Here is a 16,907-nt window from a genome sequence, read left to right as displayed (position 1 = left end):
GGGCGACAGGGGCATGGTGCGCCTTTGCGAACGATTATGCCTCTGAGCTATTTCAGAAATCGACCAGGCTCAGCCCGACGCTGAGCAGCTTGCGGCGGCGGTTGTAGTCGAGCAGGCTGTCGCCATAGCCGCTGAACAGCTGGGTGTGAAAGCGCAGGCCGCTGCTCGGGCGGCTGCCGTTGCCGTTGCCGATGGCGCGCAGCCATTCGACGCGCACCGAGCCACGCGCCTCGGAGCGCAGCGTGTGGCGCAGCGTCAGGCCCAGGGTGTTGTCGGGGTTGGGGTTCCAGAATGCCGCCAGCTCGGCGCGTCCCACGTAGTCGCTGATGTCGGGGTTGTCGTCGTTGGCGCGCTTCTCGGGCAGGCGTTGCCAGACGCGACCCTGCACGCGCCAGCGGTGGCCCAGTTCCATGCCGCCCATCAGGTAGACACGGTTCCAGCTGCGCGACAGCGGCAGGCTCTGTCCGTTGGACTGGTGCACCAGGCCCACGCCGCTGTAGCGCAGCCGCCAGCCGCCGGGAAGCTGGGCGTCCGTGGGGTAGACGTAGACGATCTCGGGCTCGTGGTCGGTGCTGCGGAAGGGCCGCGAGATCTGGGGCGTGAACAGCTGCCAGTAGGACTGCTGGCTGTAGCCGAACCACAGCGAGTCGCGTGCCGTGGGGTGGCCCTGGGTCAGCAGGCCCTGCAGGATCTTGGTGCGCACCGACAGCTGGATGCGCGTCTCGCTGACGCGGTAGGGCTGGGCGCTGGCGGCGTTGTTCAGCGGGTTGGTCGAGCCAGGCTGCTGGTTCACGCTGTCCGAGCCGATCAGCGACAGGCTGATCGGTCGGTAGCTGCGTATGCTCAGCGGGTCGCAGCTGGCGCCGGTCTCGAGTTCCCAGAAGCGCGAGAGCTCCGAATACTGGCGGTCCTGGCAGCCCGGCTCGGCCGCGACGTTGATCACGCGCGTGGCCGGGATGCTGGCGTCCACCGGCGGCAAGGGCGCCGGCAGGGTTGCCGCAGGCGAGACGGGGGCTTCGCCCGCTTGCTGGCCGGCCCAGCGGTCGAAGCAGGCCAGGCGTGCCTCGCGGTCCTCGGCGAGGCGGGCGCAGGCCTGCCAGCCGACGTCCGGCGCCGCGCCCTCCGCGGCGGATGTCTGCCCCTGGGCGGCCGAAACGGCTAGCGCCAGCCCGGCTGCTTGCGCAAGACGAAGGGGTAACTGGTGTTGTCTTCTGCGCGGGTCCATGTGCCCTGTATCTCCATGCCGCATGCGTCCTCGCTCACTTTCCCAATCCATGTCGCCGCGATCCTCTGCCCGTCGCTCGACTCCTCGAGCGTGAAATCGCCCTCGTCCACGTCGCCGGCCACCAGGGCCCGCTGGTCGGCGCGCTCTATGCTGCCGCTCACGCCCTCGGCATGGCTGGGGCTCTTTTCCAGCCACAGCGTGGCCGTGCCGGGCAGGCCGTCGAAGCGGGCCAGCCACAGGCCATACAGGTGCAGGTGCGTGACCTCGTCGGCGGCCGGGCAGCTGCGCGCCGGCGGCTGCAGGCCGGCACCGGCCTGGGCCAGGGCGCAGGCCGTGCCCCCCAGCGCCGCGCCGGCCAGCAGCCAGAGCGCCAGGCGCCCGCGCTGGCGCGAGCTCACGCGCGAGCCCCGGCGGCCGCGGCCGCTGCGGCCTGGCTCTCGGCCTTCTTGGCGAACTCGGCGCGCAGCGCCTTGAGCTTCTCGCGCGGGTCTTCCTTGGCCGTGGTCTTGTCCAGCGCCATCTCGGCGATGAAGCGGCTGGGCAGGGCCGGCACGGTCTCGCGCCCCTTCTTGCGCCGCTTGGTCCAGCTCACGGCCAGCGTGCGCTGGGCGCGCGTGATGCCCACGTACATCAGGCGGCGCTCCTCCTGCAGGCGCTGAAGTATGCCCTCGCTCATCGCGCCCGCGGCCTTGCCCGAAGCCTGCTCGTCCTCGCCGAGCTTGAACGGCAGCAGGCCCTCGTTGACGCCGACCAGCAGCACATGCGGCCACTCCAGGCCCTTGGAGGCGTGCAGCGTGGACAGGGTCAGCACGTTCTGCTCCTGCTCGCGCTCGCTGATCGTGGACAGCAGCGAGATGGTCTGCGCGACCTCGAGCAGGCTCTTCTTCTCCGAAGGCAGGCTCACGCCGGCCTGGTCGTCGATCTGGCCGCCGCAGCGACCGGCCATCCAGTCGCAGAACTCCATCACGTTGGTCCAGCGTGCGGCGGCGACCTTCTCGTTGTCCTCGCCGTCGTAGAGATGCTGCTCGTAGCCTATCTCCTTGAGCCAGTCGGTCAGGAAGGCGCGCGCGTCCTCGGCGCCCAGGGTGTGGCGCGCCCGGTATTCGAGGTCGTTCACGTAGCGGCCGAACTCGTGCAGGCCCCCCACGGCGCGCGCCGAGAGCACGCTGGCCAGGCTGCTGGAGAACAGGGCCTCGAACAGGCTGAGCTTGTACTGGCCGGAGAAGCTGCCGAGTTGGCCCAGGGTCTGGTGGCCTATGCCGCGCTTCGGAACGGTCACGGCGCGCAGGAAGGCCGGGTCGTCGTCGTTGTTGACCCACAGGCGGAACCAGGCGCAGAGGTCACGGATCTCGGCGCGGTCGAAGAAGCTCTGGCCGCCCGAGACCTTGTAGGGGATCTGGGCGCGGCGCAGCGCCTTCTCGAAGGGCTTGGCCATGTGGTTGGCGCGGTAGAGGATGGCGAAGTCGCGCCACTCCTTGTGCGGCGAGTTCTCGCGCAGGCTCAGGATGCGCGCCACGGCGCGCTCGGCCTCGTGTTCCTCGTTGTCGGCGTCGACCACGCGCACCGGCTCGCCCTCGCCGAGCTCGGAGAACAGCGTCTTCGGAAACAGCTTGGGGTTGGGCTGGATCACGTTGTTGGCCGCGCGCAGGATGGCCGAGGTGGAGCGGTAGTTCTGCTCCAGCTTGATCACCTTGAGATTCGGGAAGTCCTGCGGCAGCTTCTTCAGGTTGTCCAGCGTGGCGCCGCGCCAGCCGTAGATCGACTGGTCGTCGTCGCCCACGGCGGTGAAGCGCGCCTGCTGCCCGACCAGCAGCTTGAGCACCTCGTACTGGGTGGCGTTGGTGTCCTGGTACTCGTCGACCAGCACATGGCCGAGCTTGCCCTGCCACTTGGCGCTGACCTCGGGGAAGTCCTTGAGCAGCTTGAGCGGCAGGCCGATCAGGTCGTCGAAGTCCACGCTCTGGTAGGCCGCCAGGCGCTCCTCGTAGCGCGCCATGATGCGCGCGGTGATGCGCTCGTTGTCGTCCTTGGCCTGGGCTTCAGCCTGCGCCGCGTTCAGGCCCATGTTCTTCCACAGGCTGATGGTCCACTGCCACTGGCGCGCCGTGGCCGCGTCGGTGCTGCCGCCGCAGTCCTTGAGGATGCTCACCACGTCGTCGGCGTCCAGGATGCTGAACTGGGGCTTGAGGCCCAGCACGCCGCCGTCCTCGCGCATCAGGCGCACGCCCAGGGCGTGGAAGGTGCAGATCACCACCTCCTTGGCGGCCCTGCCTATCAGGCTCTTGGCGCGCTCGCGCATTTCGGCGGCGGCCTTGTTGGTGAAGGTGATGGCGGCGATGCGCCTGGGCTCTATGCCGGCCTGGATCAGGCGCGCGATCTTGTGCGTGATCACGCGCGTCTTGCCCGAACCCGCGCCGGCCAGCACCAGGCAGGGGCCGTGCATGTAGTTCACGGCTTCTTGTTGGGCGAGGTTCAGGCCGGACATCGATTCTCAGACAAAGCGGGTCATCATAGCCAGCCGCGAGCCGGCGCCATCCTGCATCGTGAAATCTCTTCGCGCCCCCCGGCGCGGCCCCGGGTGCAACGACAATAGGCGCCGTGTTGTCTGTCTTGCTTGTTACCTTTCCTTTCTTCGCGCTGGTGCTCTGCGGCTATGTCGCGGCGCGCCGCCGCATGCTGCCTCTGGAGGCCATCCCGGGCCTGAACGGCTTCGTGCTGTTCTTCGCGCTGCCCTGCATGCTGTACCGCTTCGGCGCCAGCACGCCCATCGTGCAGCTGCTCGATGCCGGCGTGTTCTTCACCTACCTGGCCTGCGCCCTGCTGGTGGTGGCGCTGACGGTGGCGGCCAGCCTGAACCACCGCATACGCTGGAACGACGCGGCCTTCGGCGCCCTGGTGGCGGCCTTCCCCAACACCGGCTTCATGGGTGTGCCGCTGCTGCTGGCCTTGCTGGGCGCGCGCGCGGCCGGTCCGGCCATCGTGACCATCATGGTCGACATGGTGATCACCAGCTCGCTGTGCATCGCGCTGTCGCGGCTGGACGGCGCGGGCCAGCACGGCATGGCGCGCGCCATGCGCAATGCGCTCAGGGGCGTCCTGGTCAACCCGCTGGCCTGGGCCATCCTGCTCGGTGCCCTGGCTTCGGCGCTGCGCCTGGAGCTGCCGGGCCCGCTGGCCAAGACCATAGCCCTGCTGGGCGACGCGGCCTCGCCGGTGGCGCTGTTCACCATAGGCGCGGTGCTGGCGCGCTCGCAGATGCTCGCGGCCGCGCAAGGCCATGCGACTATTCCGCTGAGCGACTACCTGCCCGTGGCGCTGATCAAGCTGCTGCTGCACCCGCTGCTGGTCTGGGCGGTGGGCAGCGCGGCCATCGCGCTGGGCCTGCCGCTGGAGCGTTTCGCGCTCACCGTGATGGTGCTGGTGGCGGCGCTGCCCAGCGCCAGCAACGTGGCCATGCTGGCCGAGCGCTTCGGCGCCGACAGCGGCCGCATCGCGCGCATCATCCTGCTGTCCACCGCGGCGGCCTTTCTGAGCTTCTCGGCCGCCGTCGCCTGGCTGGTTTGAGCAGGCCCGCTCCGTTCACAGCCCGCTAACGGGTCTGGGCCGGGGGCGGCAGGCCGCCCATGCCGGGGATGTTTTCCATTTCCTCGGCTGGCACGGTGGTCGTGGTCTCCTTCAGCAGGCCGCCGCCGGCCACGCTGCCGGAGATCTGGCCCTGGCCGTTCACGCGCGCCTCGCAGTCCACCTTGTAGAAGGCGGGCAGGTTCTCGCAGCGGCGCAGGGCGTTGGCCCTGAGCTGGGCTTCGGGCTGGGTGGTCAGTTCGCGCGTGAAGCGGGCGGCGCGCGCCTCGCGCTCGGCGGGTGACAGGGCCTGGGCGGCTAGGGCCTGGACGCTGCTGCCCAGCAGGGCGGCGGCGCAGACCCAGGCGGTCAGGCCGGTGTGGGCAAGATGCTTCATCAGCAGTCCTCCTTGCGGTCTTGGAGCCTGGAAGGCCATCCATGCCCCAGTCTAGGAACCCGATGCCGGCAGGGGTTTTTCCATTTGTAAACCGGCCTGACAGGCAATCTCAGATCGCCAGCGGGTCCACGTCCACCGCCCATCGGATCAGGCCCTTGTGCTCGGGCTGGGCGCGCGTGGCGTGCAGCACCCCGTGCCAGGCCGCCAGGAAGCGCTGCAGAGCGGCGCGCGAGGGGCATTCGACCAGCATCTGGGCGCGCTCCACGTTGGCCACGCGCTGCACGCTCATGGGCACGGCCGGGTAGAGGCTGAGCCGGGCCAGCACCTGGTCCCAGCCCGGGAGCGCGGCCAGCTCGGCCTGCGCGGCGGCGCTGGCCGCGTTCAGGAAGCTCTGGGCCAGCTCCTGCGTGCGCGCCTCGGCGCGCACCAGGGCCTGGAAGCTGAACGGCGGCAGGCCGGCCTGCGCGCGCTCCTTGAGCTGGCTGGCGGCAAAGGCCGGGTAGTCGTGCCGCTTCAGCGCCTCGAACAGCGCATGGCCGGGGTGGAAGCTCTGCACCCACATCTCGCTGGCCGCGCTGTGCGCGGCCTCCCGCCCGGCGCGCCCGCCGGCCTGCATCAGCAGGGCGAACAGCCGCTCGGGCGCGCGGAAGTCGCTGGAGAACAGGGCGCCGTCGGGGTTCACCGCCGCCACCAGCGTGATGCGGCGAAAGTCGTGGCCCTTGGCGATCATCTGCGTGCCGACCAGCACGTCGACCTCGCCGGCGTGCACTTGCGCCAGCTGCGCCTGCAGCGCGCCCTTGAGCCGGGTGGTGTCGGCGTCTATGCGCGCGATGCGCAGCGGCGCGCCGTCGGGCCGCCGCAGGTCGGCCAGCAGCTCGGTCAGATGCTCCTCCAGCCGCTCGGTGCCGCGGCCCAGCGGCGCGATGTCGGCGTTGCCGCAGTCCGGGCAGGCGCGCGGCACGCGCTCCGTGAAGCCGCAATGGTGGCAGCGCAGCGTGCGGTCGTTCTTGTGGAACACGCGCCAGGCGCTGCAATAGGGGCAGCCGCTCTTCCAGCCGCAGTCGGCGCAGTGCAGCACCGGGGCATAGCCGCGCCGGTTCAGGAACACCATGCTCTGCTCGCCGCGCGCCACGCGTTCGCGTATGGCCTCGAGCAGCGGGGCGGAGAACACAGCCCGGCGCGGCTGGTGGTTCATGTCCACGCGCCGCACGCGCGGCAGGCTGCCGGCGCCTATGCGCTCGGGCATTTCCAGGCGCACATAGCGCCCGCCTTGCTCGGCCGGCCGGCTGTGGTGCCAGCTCTCCAGCGAGGGCGTGGCCGAGCCCAGCAGCACCTTGGCGCCCTCGAGCCGGCCACGGTAGACGGCCAGGTCGCGCGCCGAATAACGCGCGCCTTCCTGCTGCTTGTAGCTGGGGTCGTGCTCCTCGTCGACCACGATCAGCCGCAGCCTGGGGCAAGAGGCAAACACCGCCATGCGCGTGCCCAGCACGATGCGCGCCGCGCCGCCGTGCGCGGCCAGCCAGCTCTTGAGGCGCTGGGCCGGGGTCATGCCGCTGTGCAGCGCGACCACGGCCTGGGGGCCGAAGCGCTCGGTGAAGCGCGCTTCCAGCTGCGGCGTGAGGTTGATCTCGGGCACCATGACCAGGGCCTGGGCTTCGGGCTCGCGCTGCAGCAGGGCCTGGACGGCGTGCAGGTAGACCTCGGTCTTGCCGCTGCCGGTGGCGCCGAACAGCAGGAAGGGGCCTGGCTCGCCTTCCAGGCGGGCCAGGGCCTGAGCCTGCTGGGCAGACAGCCGCAGCGGCTCGGCGGCCGGCGCCTCACCGCCCGCCAGGGCCTGGCGCTTGAGTCGCCGCGCCAGCTGCACGGCGCTGAGCTCGCGCAGTTGCGGCGGCAAGGCGGCCAGCGCCACCTCGCCCAGGGCGCGCTGGTAGTAGCTGGCCGCAAAGCCCACCAGCTGGCGCCAGGCCGGGCCCAGCGGCGGCAGGCCCTCCAGCACGCCGGCCACGGCCCGGGCGTCCTGCGCCAGCCTTCCCTCGGGCGGCCCGTCCAGCGTGGCCCAGACGATGCCCAGCACCTCGCGCGAGCCCAGGGGCACGCGCACCAGCGTGCCGGCCGCAAGCGGCAGGGCGCTGCGGTAAGTCAGGGGCCCGGCCACGGCGCTGTGGGCCGGGGTCTGGACGAGGACGGCAAGCCAGTGGCTCATGTAGGGGGCGACCGTTTGAATACTTTTGTTTAACTTGTCCGAGCTTGCTCAGGTTGTCTTTTCAAATCGGGCTTAAGTGCTTGATTTCAAAGTACTTTGCGAAGCGTCCAGTATTTCTGTGGATAACTTTGTTGAAAACAAACCGTTACACACGCAAAACCCTTGTCCATCAAGGCTCTGCTTGCGCTGCCCGCTAAAGCAGCAGACTTCCCAAATCATTAAGAATCAATAACTTAGCTCAGCTACGGGTTTGATAGCAGGGACCTTTGCGGAGGCGTTTTGTTGCGATGCAGCACCACTTTTTTTGTGCATAACCGCGGTGCCGGATTCCACGATTTGGGGCGCCCGCCGGCAGCGGGCCCCAAGATGTGGCGCGCATGTGGCGCGCCGCAGTCCGGTTCAGCCGCCGCGCAGCGCGCGCGAGTGGCTGTGCACGGCTTCCACCAGCGCCGTTACATGCTCGGGCGGCGTGTGCTGGCTGATGCCATGGCCGAGGTTGAAGATGTGGGTGGGGCCGCAGGTCGCGGGGTTGCGGTGCGGCGCGCCGAAGCTGTCCAGCACCCTGGCCGCCTCGGCGCGGATCTGCGCGGGCGGGGCGAACAGCGCGTTGGGGTCGATGTTGCCCTGCAGCGCCTTGCCCGGTCCGCCCGCCGCGCCGCCGACCAGGGCACGCGCGCGGCCCAGGTTCATGGTCCAGTCCAGGCCCAGCACCTCGCAGTCCAGCGCCGCCATCTCCTGCAGCCACAGGCCGCCGCCCTTGGTGAAGACGATGCGCGGCACGATCTGGCCGTCCACGCCATGGCGCTTGAGGCCGGCCAGCACACGCGCCGTGTAGGCCAGGCTGAAGGCCTGGAAGGCGCCGTCGGCCAGCACGCCGCCCCAGCTGTCGAAAATCATCACGGCCTGGGCGCCGGCGTCGATCTGCGCGTTGAGGTAGGCGGCCACGGCGTCGGCGTTGACCTGCAGCAGGCGGTGCATCAGGTCCGGGCGCGCGTACAGCATGGTCTTGACCAGGCGGTAGTCCTGCGAGCCCTGGCCCTCGACCATGTAGCAGGCCAGGGTCCAGGGGCTGCCGGAAAAGCCGATCAGCGGTACCCGGCCGTTCAGCGCCTTGCGGATCGAAGTGACGGCGTCGAACACGTAGCGCAGCTTGTCCAGGTCCGGCACCGCCAGCGCTTCGACGGCGGCCTCGTCGCGCACCGGGGTGGCAAAGCGCGGGCCTTCGCCCTGGGCGAACGACAGGCCCAGGCCCATGGCGTCGGGCACCGTGAGGATGTCGGAGAACAGGATGGCCGCGTCCAGCGGGTAGCGCGCCAGCGGCTGCAGCGTGACCTCGGTGGCGTAGTCCACATTCGTGGCCAGGCTCATGAAGCTGCCGGCCTTGGCGCGCGTGGCGCAGTATTCCGGCAGGTAGCGGCCGGCCTGGCGCATCAGCCAGACCGGCGTGTGCTCGGTGGCCTGGCGCAGGCAGGCGCGCAGGAAGCTGTCGTTTTGCAGCGGGGCGAAAGTCGGGATGCTCATGCCTGCGATTGTCGCAGGCCGCCCCCTCCGGGGCTCAGCGGGCGGCGAGCCGTGCGAGCTCGACTGCGATGCAGGCGTCCTGCACCACCAGCAGGCCCGCGGCCTCGGCCTTGAGCGCGGCGCCGGCGTGGGCGATGCCCAGCTGCATCCAGACCGCACGGGCGCCGACGGCGATCGCTTCGTCGATCAGCGGGGGCACGTCCTCGGGGTTGCGGAAGATGTTGACCAGCTCGATGCGTTCGTGCTGCGCGGCCTCGGTGAGGCTGGGGTAGGCCTTTTCGCCGAGCACGCGATCGGCGTAGGGGTTCACCGGAATGATGCGGTAGCCCTGCGCCTGCATGGCGGCCGAGACGCCGTGGCTGGGCCGGTAGGGCTGGGGGCTGAGGCCGACCACGGCAATGGTGCGGCAGCTGCCCAGGATCAGGCCAATGGTGTCGGCAACGCTCATGACCGCAGTGTAGACAGGGCCGGCAGCCGCGCCGGCTCCGGGGTCAAAGGCTGGCCAGGGCGGTGCGCAGCTCGTCCACGCCGAGCAGCTCGGTCAGCACCAGCGGGGCGCGGCCGGCCTGGTAGAGCACGTAGACCGGTATGCCGCTGCGGCCCAGCTGTTGCAGCGCGGCCGTGATGGCGGGGTCGCGGCGCGTCCAGTCGGCGCGCAGCAGCTGCACGCGCTTGGCATCGAAGTCGGCCAGCACCTGGGCGTCGGACAGCGTGCCCTTGTTGAGCTGGCAGGTCACGCACCAGGCGGCCGTGAAGTCCACGAACACCGGCCGGCCGCTGGCCAGCAGCGCCTCGGCCTTCGCGGCGGACCAGGGCTGCCAGCGCTCGCCCTCGGCCACGGTCCGGGCGCCGTCCTGCACCCGCACCACCGCCGGTCCCAGGGCGCCCGCCAGCAGCGCCAGGCCGGCGATGGCCAGCGTGGCCAGCCAGGCGCGCGCGCGGCCTTCGAGCGTGAGCGTCCACAGCACCAGGCTCAGGCCCACCAACAGGGCCAGCAGGGCGCCTGCGCCGTCGATGCCGCTTTGCTGGCCCAGCACCCAGACCAGCCAGGCCACGGTGGCGAACATGGGGAAGGCCATGAGGCGGCGGAAATGGTCCATCCAGGCGCCGGGGCGCGGCAGCAGCCGGGCGACCGCCGGCGCCAGGCTGGCCGCCAAGTAGGGCAGGGCCATGCCAAGGCCCAGCGCTGCGAACACGGCCAGCGCCTGAGTCGCCGGCAGGGCGATCGCAAAGCCCAGCGAGGCGCCCATGAAGGGGGCGGTGCAGGGCGAGGCGATGGCCACGGCCAGCACACCCGAGACGAAGGCGTTGACCACCGGATGACGGGCTTCGAGCGCGGCCAGCCGGCCCGGCACGAAGCGGCCCCATTCGAACAGGCCGGCCAGGTTCAGCCCCATCACGGTGAACAGCACGGCCAGCGCCGCCACCATGGCCGGCGACTGCAGCTGGAAACCCCATCCCAGCTGTTCGCCGGCCGCGCGCAAGCCCAGCATCAGCCCACCCAGCGCCAGAAAGGAGGCCATCACGCCGCCGCTGTAGGCCAGGCCGGCGATGCGGTGGCCGCGCCGGTCGTCGGCATGGCGGGCAAAGCCCAGCACCTTGATCGCGAGCACCGGGAACACGCAGGGCATGAGGTTGAGGGCCAGGCCGCCGAACAGCGCGCCCAGCAGGGCCAGGCCCAGGCCCAGTTCGGTGGCGCCGCCGGCGGCAGGCGGGGCGACGGTGGCCGCGTTCTGCGCCAGCGCCGCCTGCAGGGCGGGCGGCAGCGGCGCCGGCGCGGCCACGGCCGGCCAGCGGCCGACGACCTGCGCCTCGGCGCGCCAGCCCTGGCCGCCCTGGCCGCCGACGGAGAGCACCAGCGGCATGCGCGCCGGGCTTTCGCTGCGCTGGGGCGAGACCGGGATGCGCGCGGTCCACAGCGTGCCCTGCCAGGCCTGGGTCCAGCCCCGGCCGGACTCGGCGGCGTTGTCGATCACGTTCGGCGTCTCGGGGAAGAAGTCCAGCTGGCGGCCGCGCAGGCTGGCCGGCAGGCCGGCCACGCTGACGGCCAGGGTCTTGCCGCCGTCCTGCAGCTCGACCTTGTGCGCGCCTTGCACCGGGCTGGGCTGGGCCTTGAGCGCGGCGTCGAAGGCGGCGCCGTGCAGGGCGGTGGAGCCGCGCAGCGGCAGCTGCAGCGCGAACTCGCCTTCCTCGGGGATGCATTCCTGGCGGCAGACCAGCCAGCGCGCCTTGAGCTTCAGATCCAGGGTGTCGCCGAAGGCGGGCGGACGGAAGCCGGGGCCGATGGCGAGCGGCACGGGCAGCAGCACCTGGTCCTCGTAGCCGTAGTTGGCCAGGGTGCCGACCGGGATTTTCTTGGGCAGGGGCCAGGCGATCTCGCCGGCCGTCACGCCGGGCGGCAGGCTCCATTCGAGCTGGGTGGGTTGGCCCGAGTCGCCCGAGTTCTTCCAGTAGGTGTGCCAGTGCGGCTGGTGCGTGAGCCGCAGCCCGGCCCACAGCGGCTGGCCCGGCGCAATGCCCTGGGGGGCATGGGCCAGCAGCTCGGCCCGCACCTGGGCGGTGCTGACTTCGGAGCCCGGGTTGCGCGGCAGCTGGGCCCAGGCGTCGAGGGCAAAAAATGCTATCGATAGGATAGCTAACGCGCGGTATAGAAACGGTCGGAGGCGGGGCATGGGAGGGAGGAGGAGCCGCCGGTGGGAGTGCCGGGCCGGCCGATTGGTTCCGCGGCGACTATACGCTTAGCCGCATGGGCTTTTCATCGGACGCCAAGTCCTGAAATAATGTTTTGGCGCGCAAGTGCGGCCCGGGCCGCCGGCGCCGCGCGGAGGACGGACACCATGCTGGTACTGGATTCGGCCCTGACCTCGGCCCTGACCCCCTGGGCCGACCACCTGCGCATGCAGTTCAATCTGCCGGTGCTGCTGCGCTGGGGGGATTCCCCGGGGCTGCGCCTGGGCGATTTTGCCGAGCCGCGGGTGGAGATCCGCATCCGCCACCCCGCTGCCGTGCCGGCACTGCTGTCGCCCAGCCTGGAGAGCCTGGGCGAGGCCTATGTGGAGGGGCACATCGACCTCACGGGTTCGGTGCAGGACCTGATGGCCGTGGCCTGGCGGCTGGCCCAGGCCGGCGAACACCCGCCTCATCGCGCCGAGGGGGCCGTGGCGCGCCTGGTGCAGCGCATCGCCCACGCCACCCACCACACCAAGGAGGCGGATCGCGAGGCGATCCACTACCACTACGACGTCTCCAACGCCTTCTACGCCGAATGGCTGGACCCGGCCATGGTCTATTCCTGCGCCTATTTCGCGCGGGGCGACGAGTCGCTGGCGCAGGCCCAGATCAAGAAAATCGACCATATCCTGACCAAGCTGCGCCTGGCGCCGGGGCAGCGCCTGCTGGACATAGGCTGCGGCTGGGGGGCCCTGGTGATGCGCGCGGCCACGCATTTCGGCGCGCGCTGCGTGGGCATCACGCTGTCGCAGAACCAGTACGAGCTGGCGCGCGAACGGGTGCGCGAGGCCGGCCTGCAGGACCGCGTGGAGATCCGCCTGCAGGACTACCGCGAGCTGCACGAGTCGTTCGAGCGCATCACCAGCGTGGGCATGTTCGAGCATGTGGGGCTCAGGCACCTGGCCGATTACTTCCGCAGCATCCACCAGCTGCTGGCGCCGGATGGCTGGGCGCTGAACCACGGCATCACTTCGACCGACGCGCACAACGGCGAGACCGGCTGGGGCGGTGGCCGCTTCATCGACCGCTATGTGTTCCCGCAGGGCGAGCTGCCGCACATAGGCACCGTGCTGACCACCCTGCAGGAAGGCGGGCTGGAGGCGGTCGACGTGGAGGGCCTGCGCCGCCACTACGCGCGCACGCTGCAGCTGTGGAGCGAGTCCTTCGAGGCCCGCACCGAGCGCATCAAGCGCTTGGTCGACGAGAAGCGCTGGCGCATCTGGCGCGTCTACCTGGTCGGCAGCCAGTGGGCCTTCGAGCACGACCAGGTGTCTCTGTACCAGGTGCTGTGCCGCCGCGCCGGCCAGCCGGCCCAGGGCCTGCCCTGGTCGCGCGACTGGATGTACGGCCGGGGCTGAGGCCGTTGGCCTCAGCCCGGGATGCCGAGCGCAAGCCCGCCGGCTGCGCGCGGGCTGCCGGGCCGGCTGGGGGCCTCGCCCTGGCTGCGGTAGCGCGCCTGCTTTTGCCCATACATCATGGCGTCGGCCGCGGCCAGCAGATCGACCAGGCCGTGGTCTTGCGAAGGCGCGCCCTCTATCACGCCGATGCTGAACGACAGTTGGAGGGAGGGCACGCGCCCCTGGTTGAACCGTTCGATGGCGGATTGCAGGCGCCCGAGCGCGCACTCGCCTTGCGCGTGGGTCGCCGCCAGAATGGCGAACTCGTCACCCCCCAGGCGCGAGACGATGTCGCAGGCGCGGAAGGTGGCTTTCAGGACCTGCGCGGCATCGCGCAGCAGGGCATCGCCGGTTTCGTGTCCATAGCGGTCGTTGACCTGCTTGAGTCCATCCAGGTCGATGTAGAACAGCGCCAGCTGCCTGTCGGCGCGCCGCGCGGCCTTGAGCTCCTGCTCTGCCAGCACGAAGAAGCCGCGCCGGTTCCACAGGCCGGTCAACTCGTCGGTCAGGGACAGGCGGCGCACCTCCTCCTCGGCCCGGCGCCGTTCCGTGTTCTCGGCCATCAGCTTGGCATTGACGACCTCCAGTTCGCGGGTGCGTGCGGCAACGGTCTGCTCCAGGCCCGCGTTGAGCGCGGCCAGCTGCTCCTGCGCCTGTCGATGCTGGTGGTCGACCAGGTAGATCCTGCGCGCCAGGCGCAGGACCAGGAGCGTGGCGGCTGCGCCGCCCGCCATCACCACCAGCGCCAGGGCGAAGCTGTCGTCGTAAAGCCCGGCACGCCGGCCGAGAAACGTCAGCCAGCCCAGGCTGAAGAGCAGCAGGGGCGCAAGCGGCAGCAGGCGGCGCGCCACCAGGCCCGCGGAGGCGTCGCTCACCATGATCTTCATGAAGCCCTGGCTGGGGCGCGCAGCGATCACGCCCAGGCTCAGCAGCGCCAGCGCGAACGCCGTATGGACCGCGATCGAGCTGAAGCTGCTGATGCGGTAGAGCGACTGGACCTCGAAGGCGTAGCCCACCAGGGCCAGCAGGGCCAGCAGCAGTGCCGCCAGCGACAGGCTTTGGGCTGCCATGGGGCGGCGGTCCTTCAGCAGCAGCGCCGCACCGATCAGGCCCAGACCTAGCGCCGTCACGGGCGCCATGCGGCCCGGATGCGAGGTCGACAGCAGCGTGTCGTCCTGGAACAGCCACTGGTCGAAGCCGAAGTCGAGCGCGACCAGGTATTGCGCCAGGCTCAGTCCCGCCACCAGGAGCACCAGGGCCGTCAGCAGCCGCGCGGCGCGCCTTGCCCAGGCGGTGGCGGGGCCTGCCTCCAGCAGCAGCGCCGCGCCGGCAGCCACCAGGGCGCAGGCGGTGTTGGCCTTCATGGACACGGTGCCCGGGAAAGCGCTCTTGATGCCGTCTATGCCCAGCCACCAGCCCATCAGGACGGTGGCGCCGAGCAGGGCTGTCAGCAGGCCCGCACCGCGCGAGAGCAGCAGAGATCTGGAGACGAAGACGGGGTTCTGCATCGGGCGATTCGTATGAATACTTTCGGCTGCGCCGAGTGTAGCCGTCCGGCTTTCATGGAACTGTCAGGAAGCATCTAAGATGCCCCCATGAGCCACTCCTCACGCTTCTGGGCCGAACTGAGCACGGCCGATTTCGACCGGCTGGACCTGGCGCGCGCCATCGCGGTGCTGCCGGTCGCGGCCACCGAGCAGCATGGGCCGCACCTGCCGCTGTCGGTGGACAGCGACCTGGTCGAGGGCGTGGTGGCGGCGGCTTTGCCCGAGCTCGCGGCCGACCTGCCCGTGCTGTTCCTGCCGACCCAGGCCCTGGGGCTGAGCCCCGAGCACGCGCGCTTTCCCGGCACGCTGACGCTCAAGGCCGAGACCGTGATCCGGCTGTGGACCGAGATCGGCGAATCGGTGGCGGCGGCCGGCGTGAAGAAGCTGGTGCTGTTCAACGCCCATGGCGGCCAGGTCAGCGTGATGGACATCGTGGCGCGCGATCTGCGTGCCCGCTTGGGACTGCTGGTCTACAGCGCGAGCTGGTTCAACCTGCCGTTGATCGACGCCCAGGGCGCCGACGTCAACGCGCGCTTCAGCGCCCAGGAACACCGCTTCGGCATCCACGCGGGCGAGATCGAGACCTCGATGATGCTGGCGCTGCGGCCCGATCTCGTGCGCATGCAGCTGGCGCAGGATTTCCGCTCCAAGGCCCAGGACCGCGCCGCGCGCTTTCCCATTCTGGGCAACGGCCGCAGCGCCAAGCTGGGCTGGCAGATGCAGGACTACCACCCGGCCGGCGCGGTCGGCAATGCCGCCGCCGCCACGGCCGAGAAGGGCCAGGCCCTGCTCGACGCGGCGGGGCGCGCCCTGGCCCGGCTGCTGGCCGAGATCGACCGCCTGCCGCCCGACACGCTGAGCCCGGGGCGCGGCTGGCCCGACCGGACGGCACCCTGATGCGGATCGAGAACTTGCGGCAGCGCCTGCGCGCCCTGGACGCCAAGCCGGGTCACGAGCAGCGCGTGCTGCGCTTGTGGGCCCAGGCATTGCCGCAGGACAGCGGGCGGCGCCAGCTCGAGGATTTCCTGCCCCAGGCGCTGCGCGCGGCCTTGCCGGAGCTCGATGCCGAGCTGCAGGCGCTGGCGCGCCTGCGCTCCGAGCATCCGGGCGAGGACGGCTCGGCGCGCCTGCTGGTCGAGCTGGCCGACGGCCAGACGGTGGAGAGCGTGCTGCTGCCGCGCGAGGGCCTGTGCGTGTCCAGCCAGGTCGGCTGCGCGGTGGGCTGCGTGTTCTGCATGACCGGCCGCAGCGGCCTGCTGCGCCAGCTGGGCAGCGCCGAGATCGTGGCCCAGGTGGCGCTGGCGCGCCGCTTGCGGCCGGTGAAGAAAGTGGTCTTCATGGGCATGGGCGAGCCAGCCCACAACCTGGACAACGTGCTGGAGGCCATAGACCTGCTGGGCACGGTGGGCAACATTGGCCACAAGAACCTGGTGTTCTCCACCGTCGGCGACCCGCGCGTGTTCGAGCAGCTGCCGCTGGGCCGCGTCAAGCCGGCGCTGGCCCTGTCGCTGCACAGCACGCGCGCCGAGCTGCGCGAGCGCCTGCTGCCGCGCGCGCCGCGCATCGCGCCCGAGGAATTGGTGGCGCAGGGCGAGCGCTATGCGCGCGCCACGGGCTACCCGATCCAGTACCAGTGGACCCTGCTCGAAGGCATCAACGACAGCGACGAAGAGCTGGACGGCATCGTGCGCCTGCTGCGCGGCAAGTACGCGATCATGAACATGATCCCCTACAACCATGTCGACGACCTGCCGTTCCGCCGCCCGTCATGGGAGCGCGCGGCCGAGATCGCGCGCAGCCTGCACCGGCGCGGCGTGCTGACCAAGCTGCGCCAGTCGGCCGGGCAGGACGTGGACGGCGGCTGCGGCCAGCTGCGCGCTCGCGCCGCGGCATCCGGCGAGCAGCCCGTGCGGTTTCGGCGCGCTCCCCTGGCGGCTCAGGCGTAAGTTTCCCAGTCCCGCAAGCCCGGCTGGTCCAGGTGCGGCAGGCTGTTGTAGCTCAGCAGCAGGTGGCGCTTGGGCGTGAAGGCGAACTCGGTGAGCGCGCTGTTGCGTATGCGCAGGTTGAGCTCTATCGTGGTCTGCGGCGCGGTGCCCAGCACATGGCCGACCGCCGCGGCGATCGGCCCGCCGCTGGAGACCAGCAGCACATGGCCCTCGTGGTTCTGGCGCACATGGTCGAGCACCCCGGTCACGCCGCCCAGGAAATCCTCGTAGCTCGGCATGCCCCGGGGCTGGACCTTGCCGGCCATCCACTGGGCCAGGCCCTCGCGCAGCAGGCGGAAGTGATGGCGGTAGCGCTCGGGCGTGTCGGGCCGGGGCAGGGG

14 protein-coding genes are annotated in these 16,907 nt (G+C 70.8%); 4 read left to right on the top strand and 10 right to left on the bottom strand.

Translation table 11 applies throughout. The features are described 5' to 3' along the window. Positions 1–52: 52 nt before the first annotated feature. From FFS10_RS20740 to FFS10_RS20730, 3 genes are read right to left on the bottom strand one after another with little or no spacing between them, the layout of a single operon-like run. Positions 53–1,225 carry a phospholipase A gene (locus FFS10_RS20740; protein ID WP_137896499.1) on the bottom strand — a complete coding sequence of 391 codons (1,173 nt, stop codon included), beginning with the start codon at positions 1,223–1,225 and terminating at the stop codon, positions 53–55. Beyond that, complete coding sequence (locus FFS10_RS20735) at positions 1,159–1,623, bottom strand: hypothetical protein (protein WP_137896498.1); 465 nt, start codon at positions 1,621–1,623, stop codon at positions 1,159–1,161. The genes FFS10_RS20740 and FFS10_RS20735 overlap by 67 nt, the downstream gene beginning before the upstream one ends. Continuing rightward, a complete protein-coding gene (locus FFS10_RS20730) occupies positions 1,620–3,710 on the bottom strand; it encodes an ATP-dependent helicase (RefSeq protein WP_137896497.1) in 2,091 nt (696 codons plus the stop codon). Before FFS10_RS20730 ends, FFS10_RS20735 begins: the two co-directional genes overlap by 4 nt. 113 nt (positions 3,711–3,823) lie before the next feature. Here FFS10_RS20730 and FFS10_RS20725 point away from each other — a divergent pair, with 113 nt between their 5' ends. Then, the gene (locus tag FFS10_RS20725) at positions 3,824–4,789 is read left to right on the top strand and encodes an AEC family transporter (protein ID WP_137896496.1); all 966 of its coding nucleotides are present in this window, start codon (positions 3,824–3,826) and stop codon (positions 4,787–4,789) included. 25 nt (positions 4,790–4,814) lie between these two features. On the opposite strand, the gene FFS10_RS20720 is transcribed toward FFS10_RS20725, so the two are convergent. The 5 genes from FFS10_RS20720 to FFS10_RS20700 all read right to left on the bottom strand — a co-directional run bounded on the left by FFS10_RS20720 (position 4,815) and on the right by FFS10_RS20700 (position 11,579). Further along, on the bottom strand, positions 4,815–5,183 hold the full coding sequence (locus tag FFS10_RS20720; RefSeq protein WP_137896495.1) for a hypothetical protein: 369 nt from the start codon (positions 5,181–5,183) through the stop codon (positions 4,815–4,817). A gap of 109 nt (positions 5,184–5,292) precedes the next feature. Beyond that, on the bottom strand, positions 5,293–7,386 hold the full coding sequence (priA, locus tag FFS10_RS20715) for a replication restart helicase PriA (protein ID WP_137896494.1): 2,094 nt from the start codon (positions 7,384–7,386) through the stop codon (positions 5,293–5,295). A 399-nt stretch (positions 7,387–7,785) separates the two neighbouring features. Next, positions 7,786–8,907: a uroporphyrinogen decarboxylase gene (gene hemE / locus FFS10_RS20710; RefSeq protein ID WP_137896493.1), complete on the bottom strand. Its 1,122-nt coding sequence runs from the start codon at positions 8,905–8,907 to the stop codon at positions 7,786–7,788. Positions 8,908–8,941: 34 nt separating this feature from the next. Further along, positions 8,942–9,355: a CoA-binding protein gene (locus tag FFS10_RS20705; RefSeq protein WP_137896492.1), complete on the bottom strand. Its 414-nt coding sequence runs from the start codon at positions 9,353–9,355 to the stop codon at positions 8,942–8,944. Positions 9,356–9,398: 43 nt separating this feature from the next. Then, the gene (locus FFS10_RS20700) at positions 9,399–11,579 is read right to left on the bottom strand and encodes a protein-disulfide reductase DsbD family protein (protein WP_137896491.1); all 2,181 of its coding nucleotides are present in this window, start codon (positions 11,577–11,579) and stop codon (positions 9,399–9,401) included. A gap of 165 nt (positions 11,580–11,744) precedes the next feature. Here FFS10_RS20700 and FFS10_RS20695 point away from each other — a divergent pair, with 165 nt between their 5' ends. Beyond that, positions 11,745–12,995, top strand: a complete 1,251-nt coding sequence (locus FFS10_RS20695) for a class I SAM-dependent methyltransferase (RefSeq protein ID WP_502702901.1) — start codon at positions 11,745–11,747, stop codon at positions 12,993–12,995. A gap of 11 nt (positions 12,996–13,006) precedes the next feature. Here FFS10_RS20695 and FFS10_RS20690 read toward each other — a convergent pair whose 3' ends face one another. Then, positions 13,007–14,542 carry a GGDEF domain-containing protein gene (locus FFS10_RS20690; RefSeq protein ID WP_137896490.1) on the bottom strand — a complete coding sequence of 512 codons (1,536 nt, stop codon included), beginning with the start codon at positions 14,540–14,542 and terminating at the stop codon, positions 13,007–13,009. An 87-nt stretch (positions 14,543–14,629) separates the two neighbouring features. Between FFS10_RS20690 and FFS10_RS20685 the strand changes: the two genes are divergently transcribed. Next, the gene (locus tag FFS10_RS20685; RefSeq protein ID WP_137896489.1) at positions 14,630–15,478 is read left to right on the top strand and encodes a creatininase family protein; all 849 of its coding nucleotides are present in this window, start codon (positions 14,630–14,632) and stop codon (positions 15,476–15,478) included. Then, entirely contained in the window at positions 15,478–16,527 is a 1,050-nt protein-coding gene (locus tag FFS10_RS20680) for an RNA methyltransferase (protein ID WP_137896488.1), read from the top strand. Before FFS10_RS20685 ends, FFS10_RS20680 begins: the two co-directional genes overlap by 1 nt. On the opposite strand, the gene FFS10_RS20675 is transcribed toward FFS10_RS20680, so the two are convergent. Further along, positions 16,518–16,907, bottom strand: a 390-nt coding sequence (locus tag FFS10_RS20675) for a histidine phosphatase family protein (protein ID WP_137896487.1), incomplete at its 5' end; no start/stop codon positions are given. The genes FFS10_RS20680 and FFS10_RS20675 overlap by 10 nt on opposite strands.

Source organism: Ramlibacter sp. 2FC (assembly GCF_005503345.1).
GTDB lineage: Bacteria > Pseudomonadota > Gammaproteobacteria > Burkholderiales > Burkholderiaceae_C > SCMQ01.
Note: the sequence above shows the minus strand (reverse complement) of the source record. Positions and strands in the feature narration are given on the sequence as shown.

Coding starts and splice junctions, on each gene's coding strand:
- FFS10_RS20740 (WP_137896499.1), bottom strand. CDS start 1,225: ATGGACCCGCGCAGAAGACAACACCAGTTACCCCTTCGTCTTGCGCAA.
- FFS10_RS20730 (WP_137896497.1), bottom strand. CDS start 3,710: ATGTCCGGCCTGAACCTCGCCCAACAAGAAGCCGTGAACTACATGCAC.
- FFS10_RS20720 (WP_137896495.1), bottom strand. CDS start 5,183: ATGAAGCATCTTGCCCACACCGGCCTGACCGCCTGGGTCTGCGCCGCC.
- priA (WP_137896494.1), bottom strand. CDS start 7,386: ATGAGCCACTGGCTTGCCGTCCTCGTCCAGACCCCGGCCCACAGCGCC.
- hemE (WP_137896493.1), bottom strand. CDS start 8,907: ATGAGCATCCCGACTTTCGCCCCGCTGCAAAACGACAGCTTCCTGCGC.
- FFS10_RS20705 (WP_137896492.1), bottom strand. CDS start 9,355: ATGAGCGTTGCCGACACCATTGGCCTGATCCTGGGCAGCTGCCGCACC.
- FFS10_RS20700 (WP_137896491.1), bottom strand. CDS start 11,579: ATGCCCCGCCTCCGACCGTTTCTATACCGCGCGTTAGCTATCCTATCG.
- FFS10_RS20695 (WP_502702901.1), top strand. CDS start 11,745: ATGCTGGTACTGGATTCGGCCCTGACCTCGGCCCTGACCCCCTGGGCC.
- FFS10_RS20690 (WP_137896490.1), bottom strand. CDS start 14,542: ATGCAGAACCCCGTCTTCGTCTCCAGATCTCTGCTGCTCTCGCGCGGT.
- FFS10_RS20685 (WP_137896489.1), top strand. CDS start 14,630: ATGAGCCACTCCTCACGCTTCTGGGCCGAACTGAGCACGGCCGATTTC.
- FFS10_RS20680 (WP_137896488.1), top strand. CDS start 15,478: ATGCGGATCGAGAACTTGCGGCAGCGCCTGCGCGCCCTGGACGCCAAG.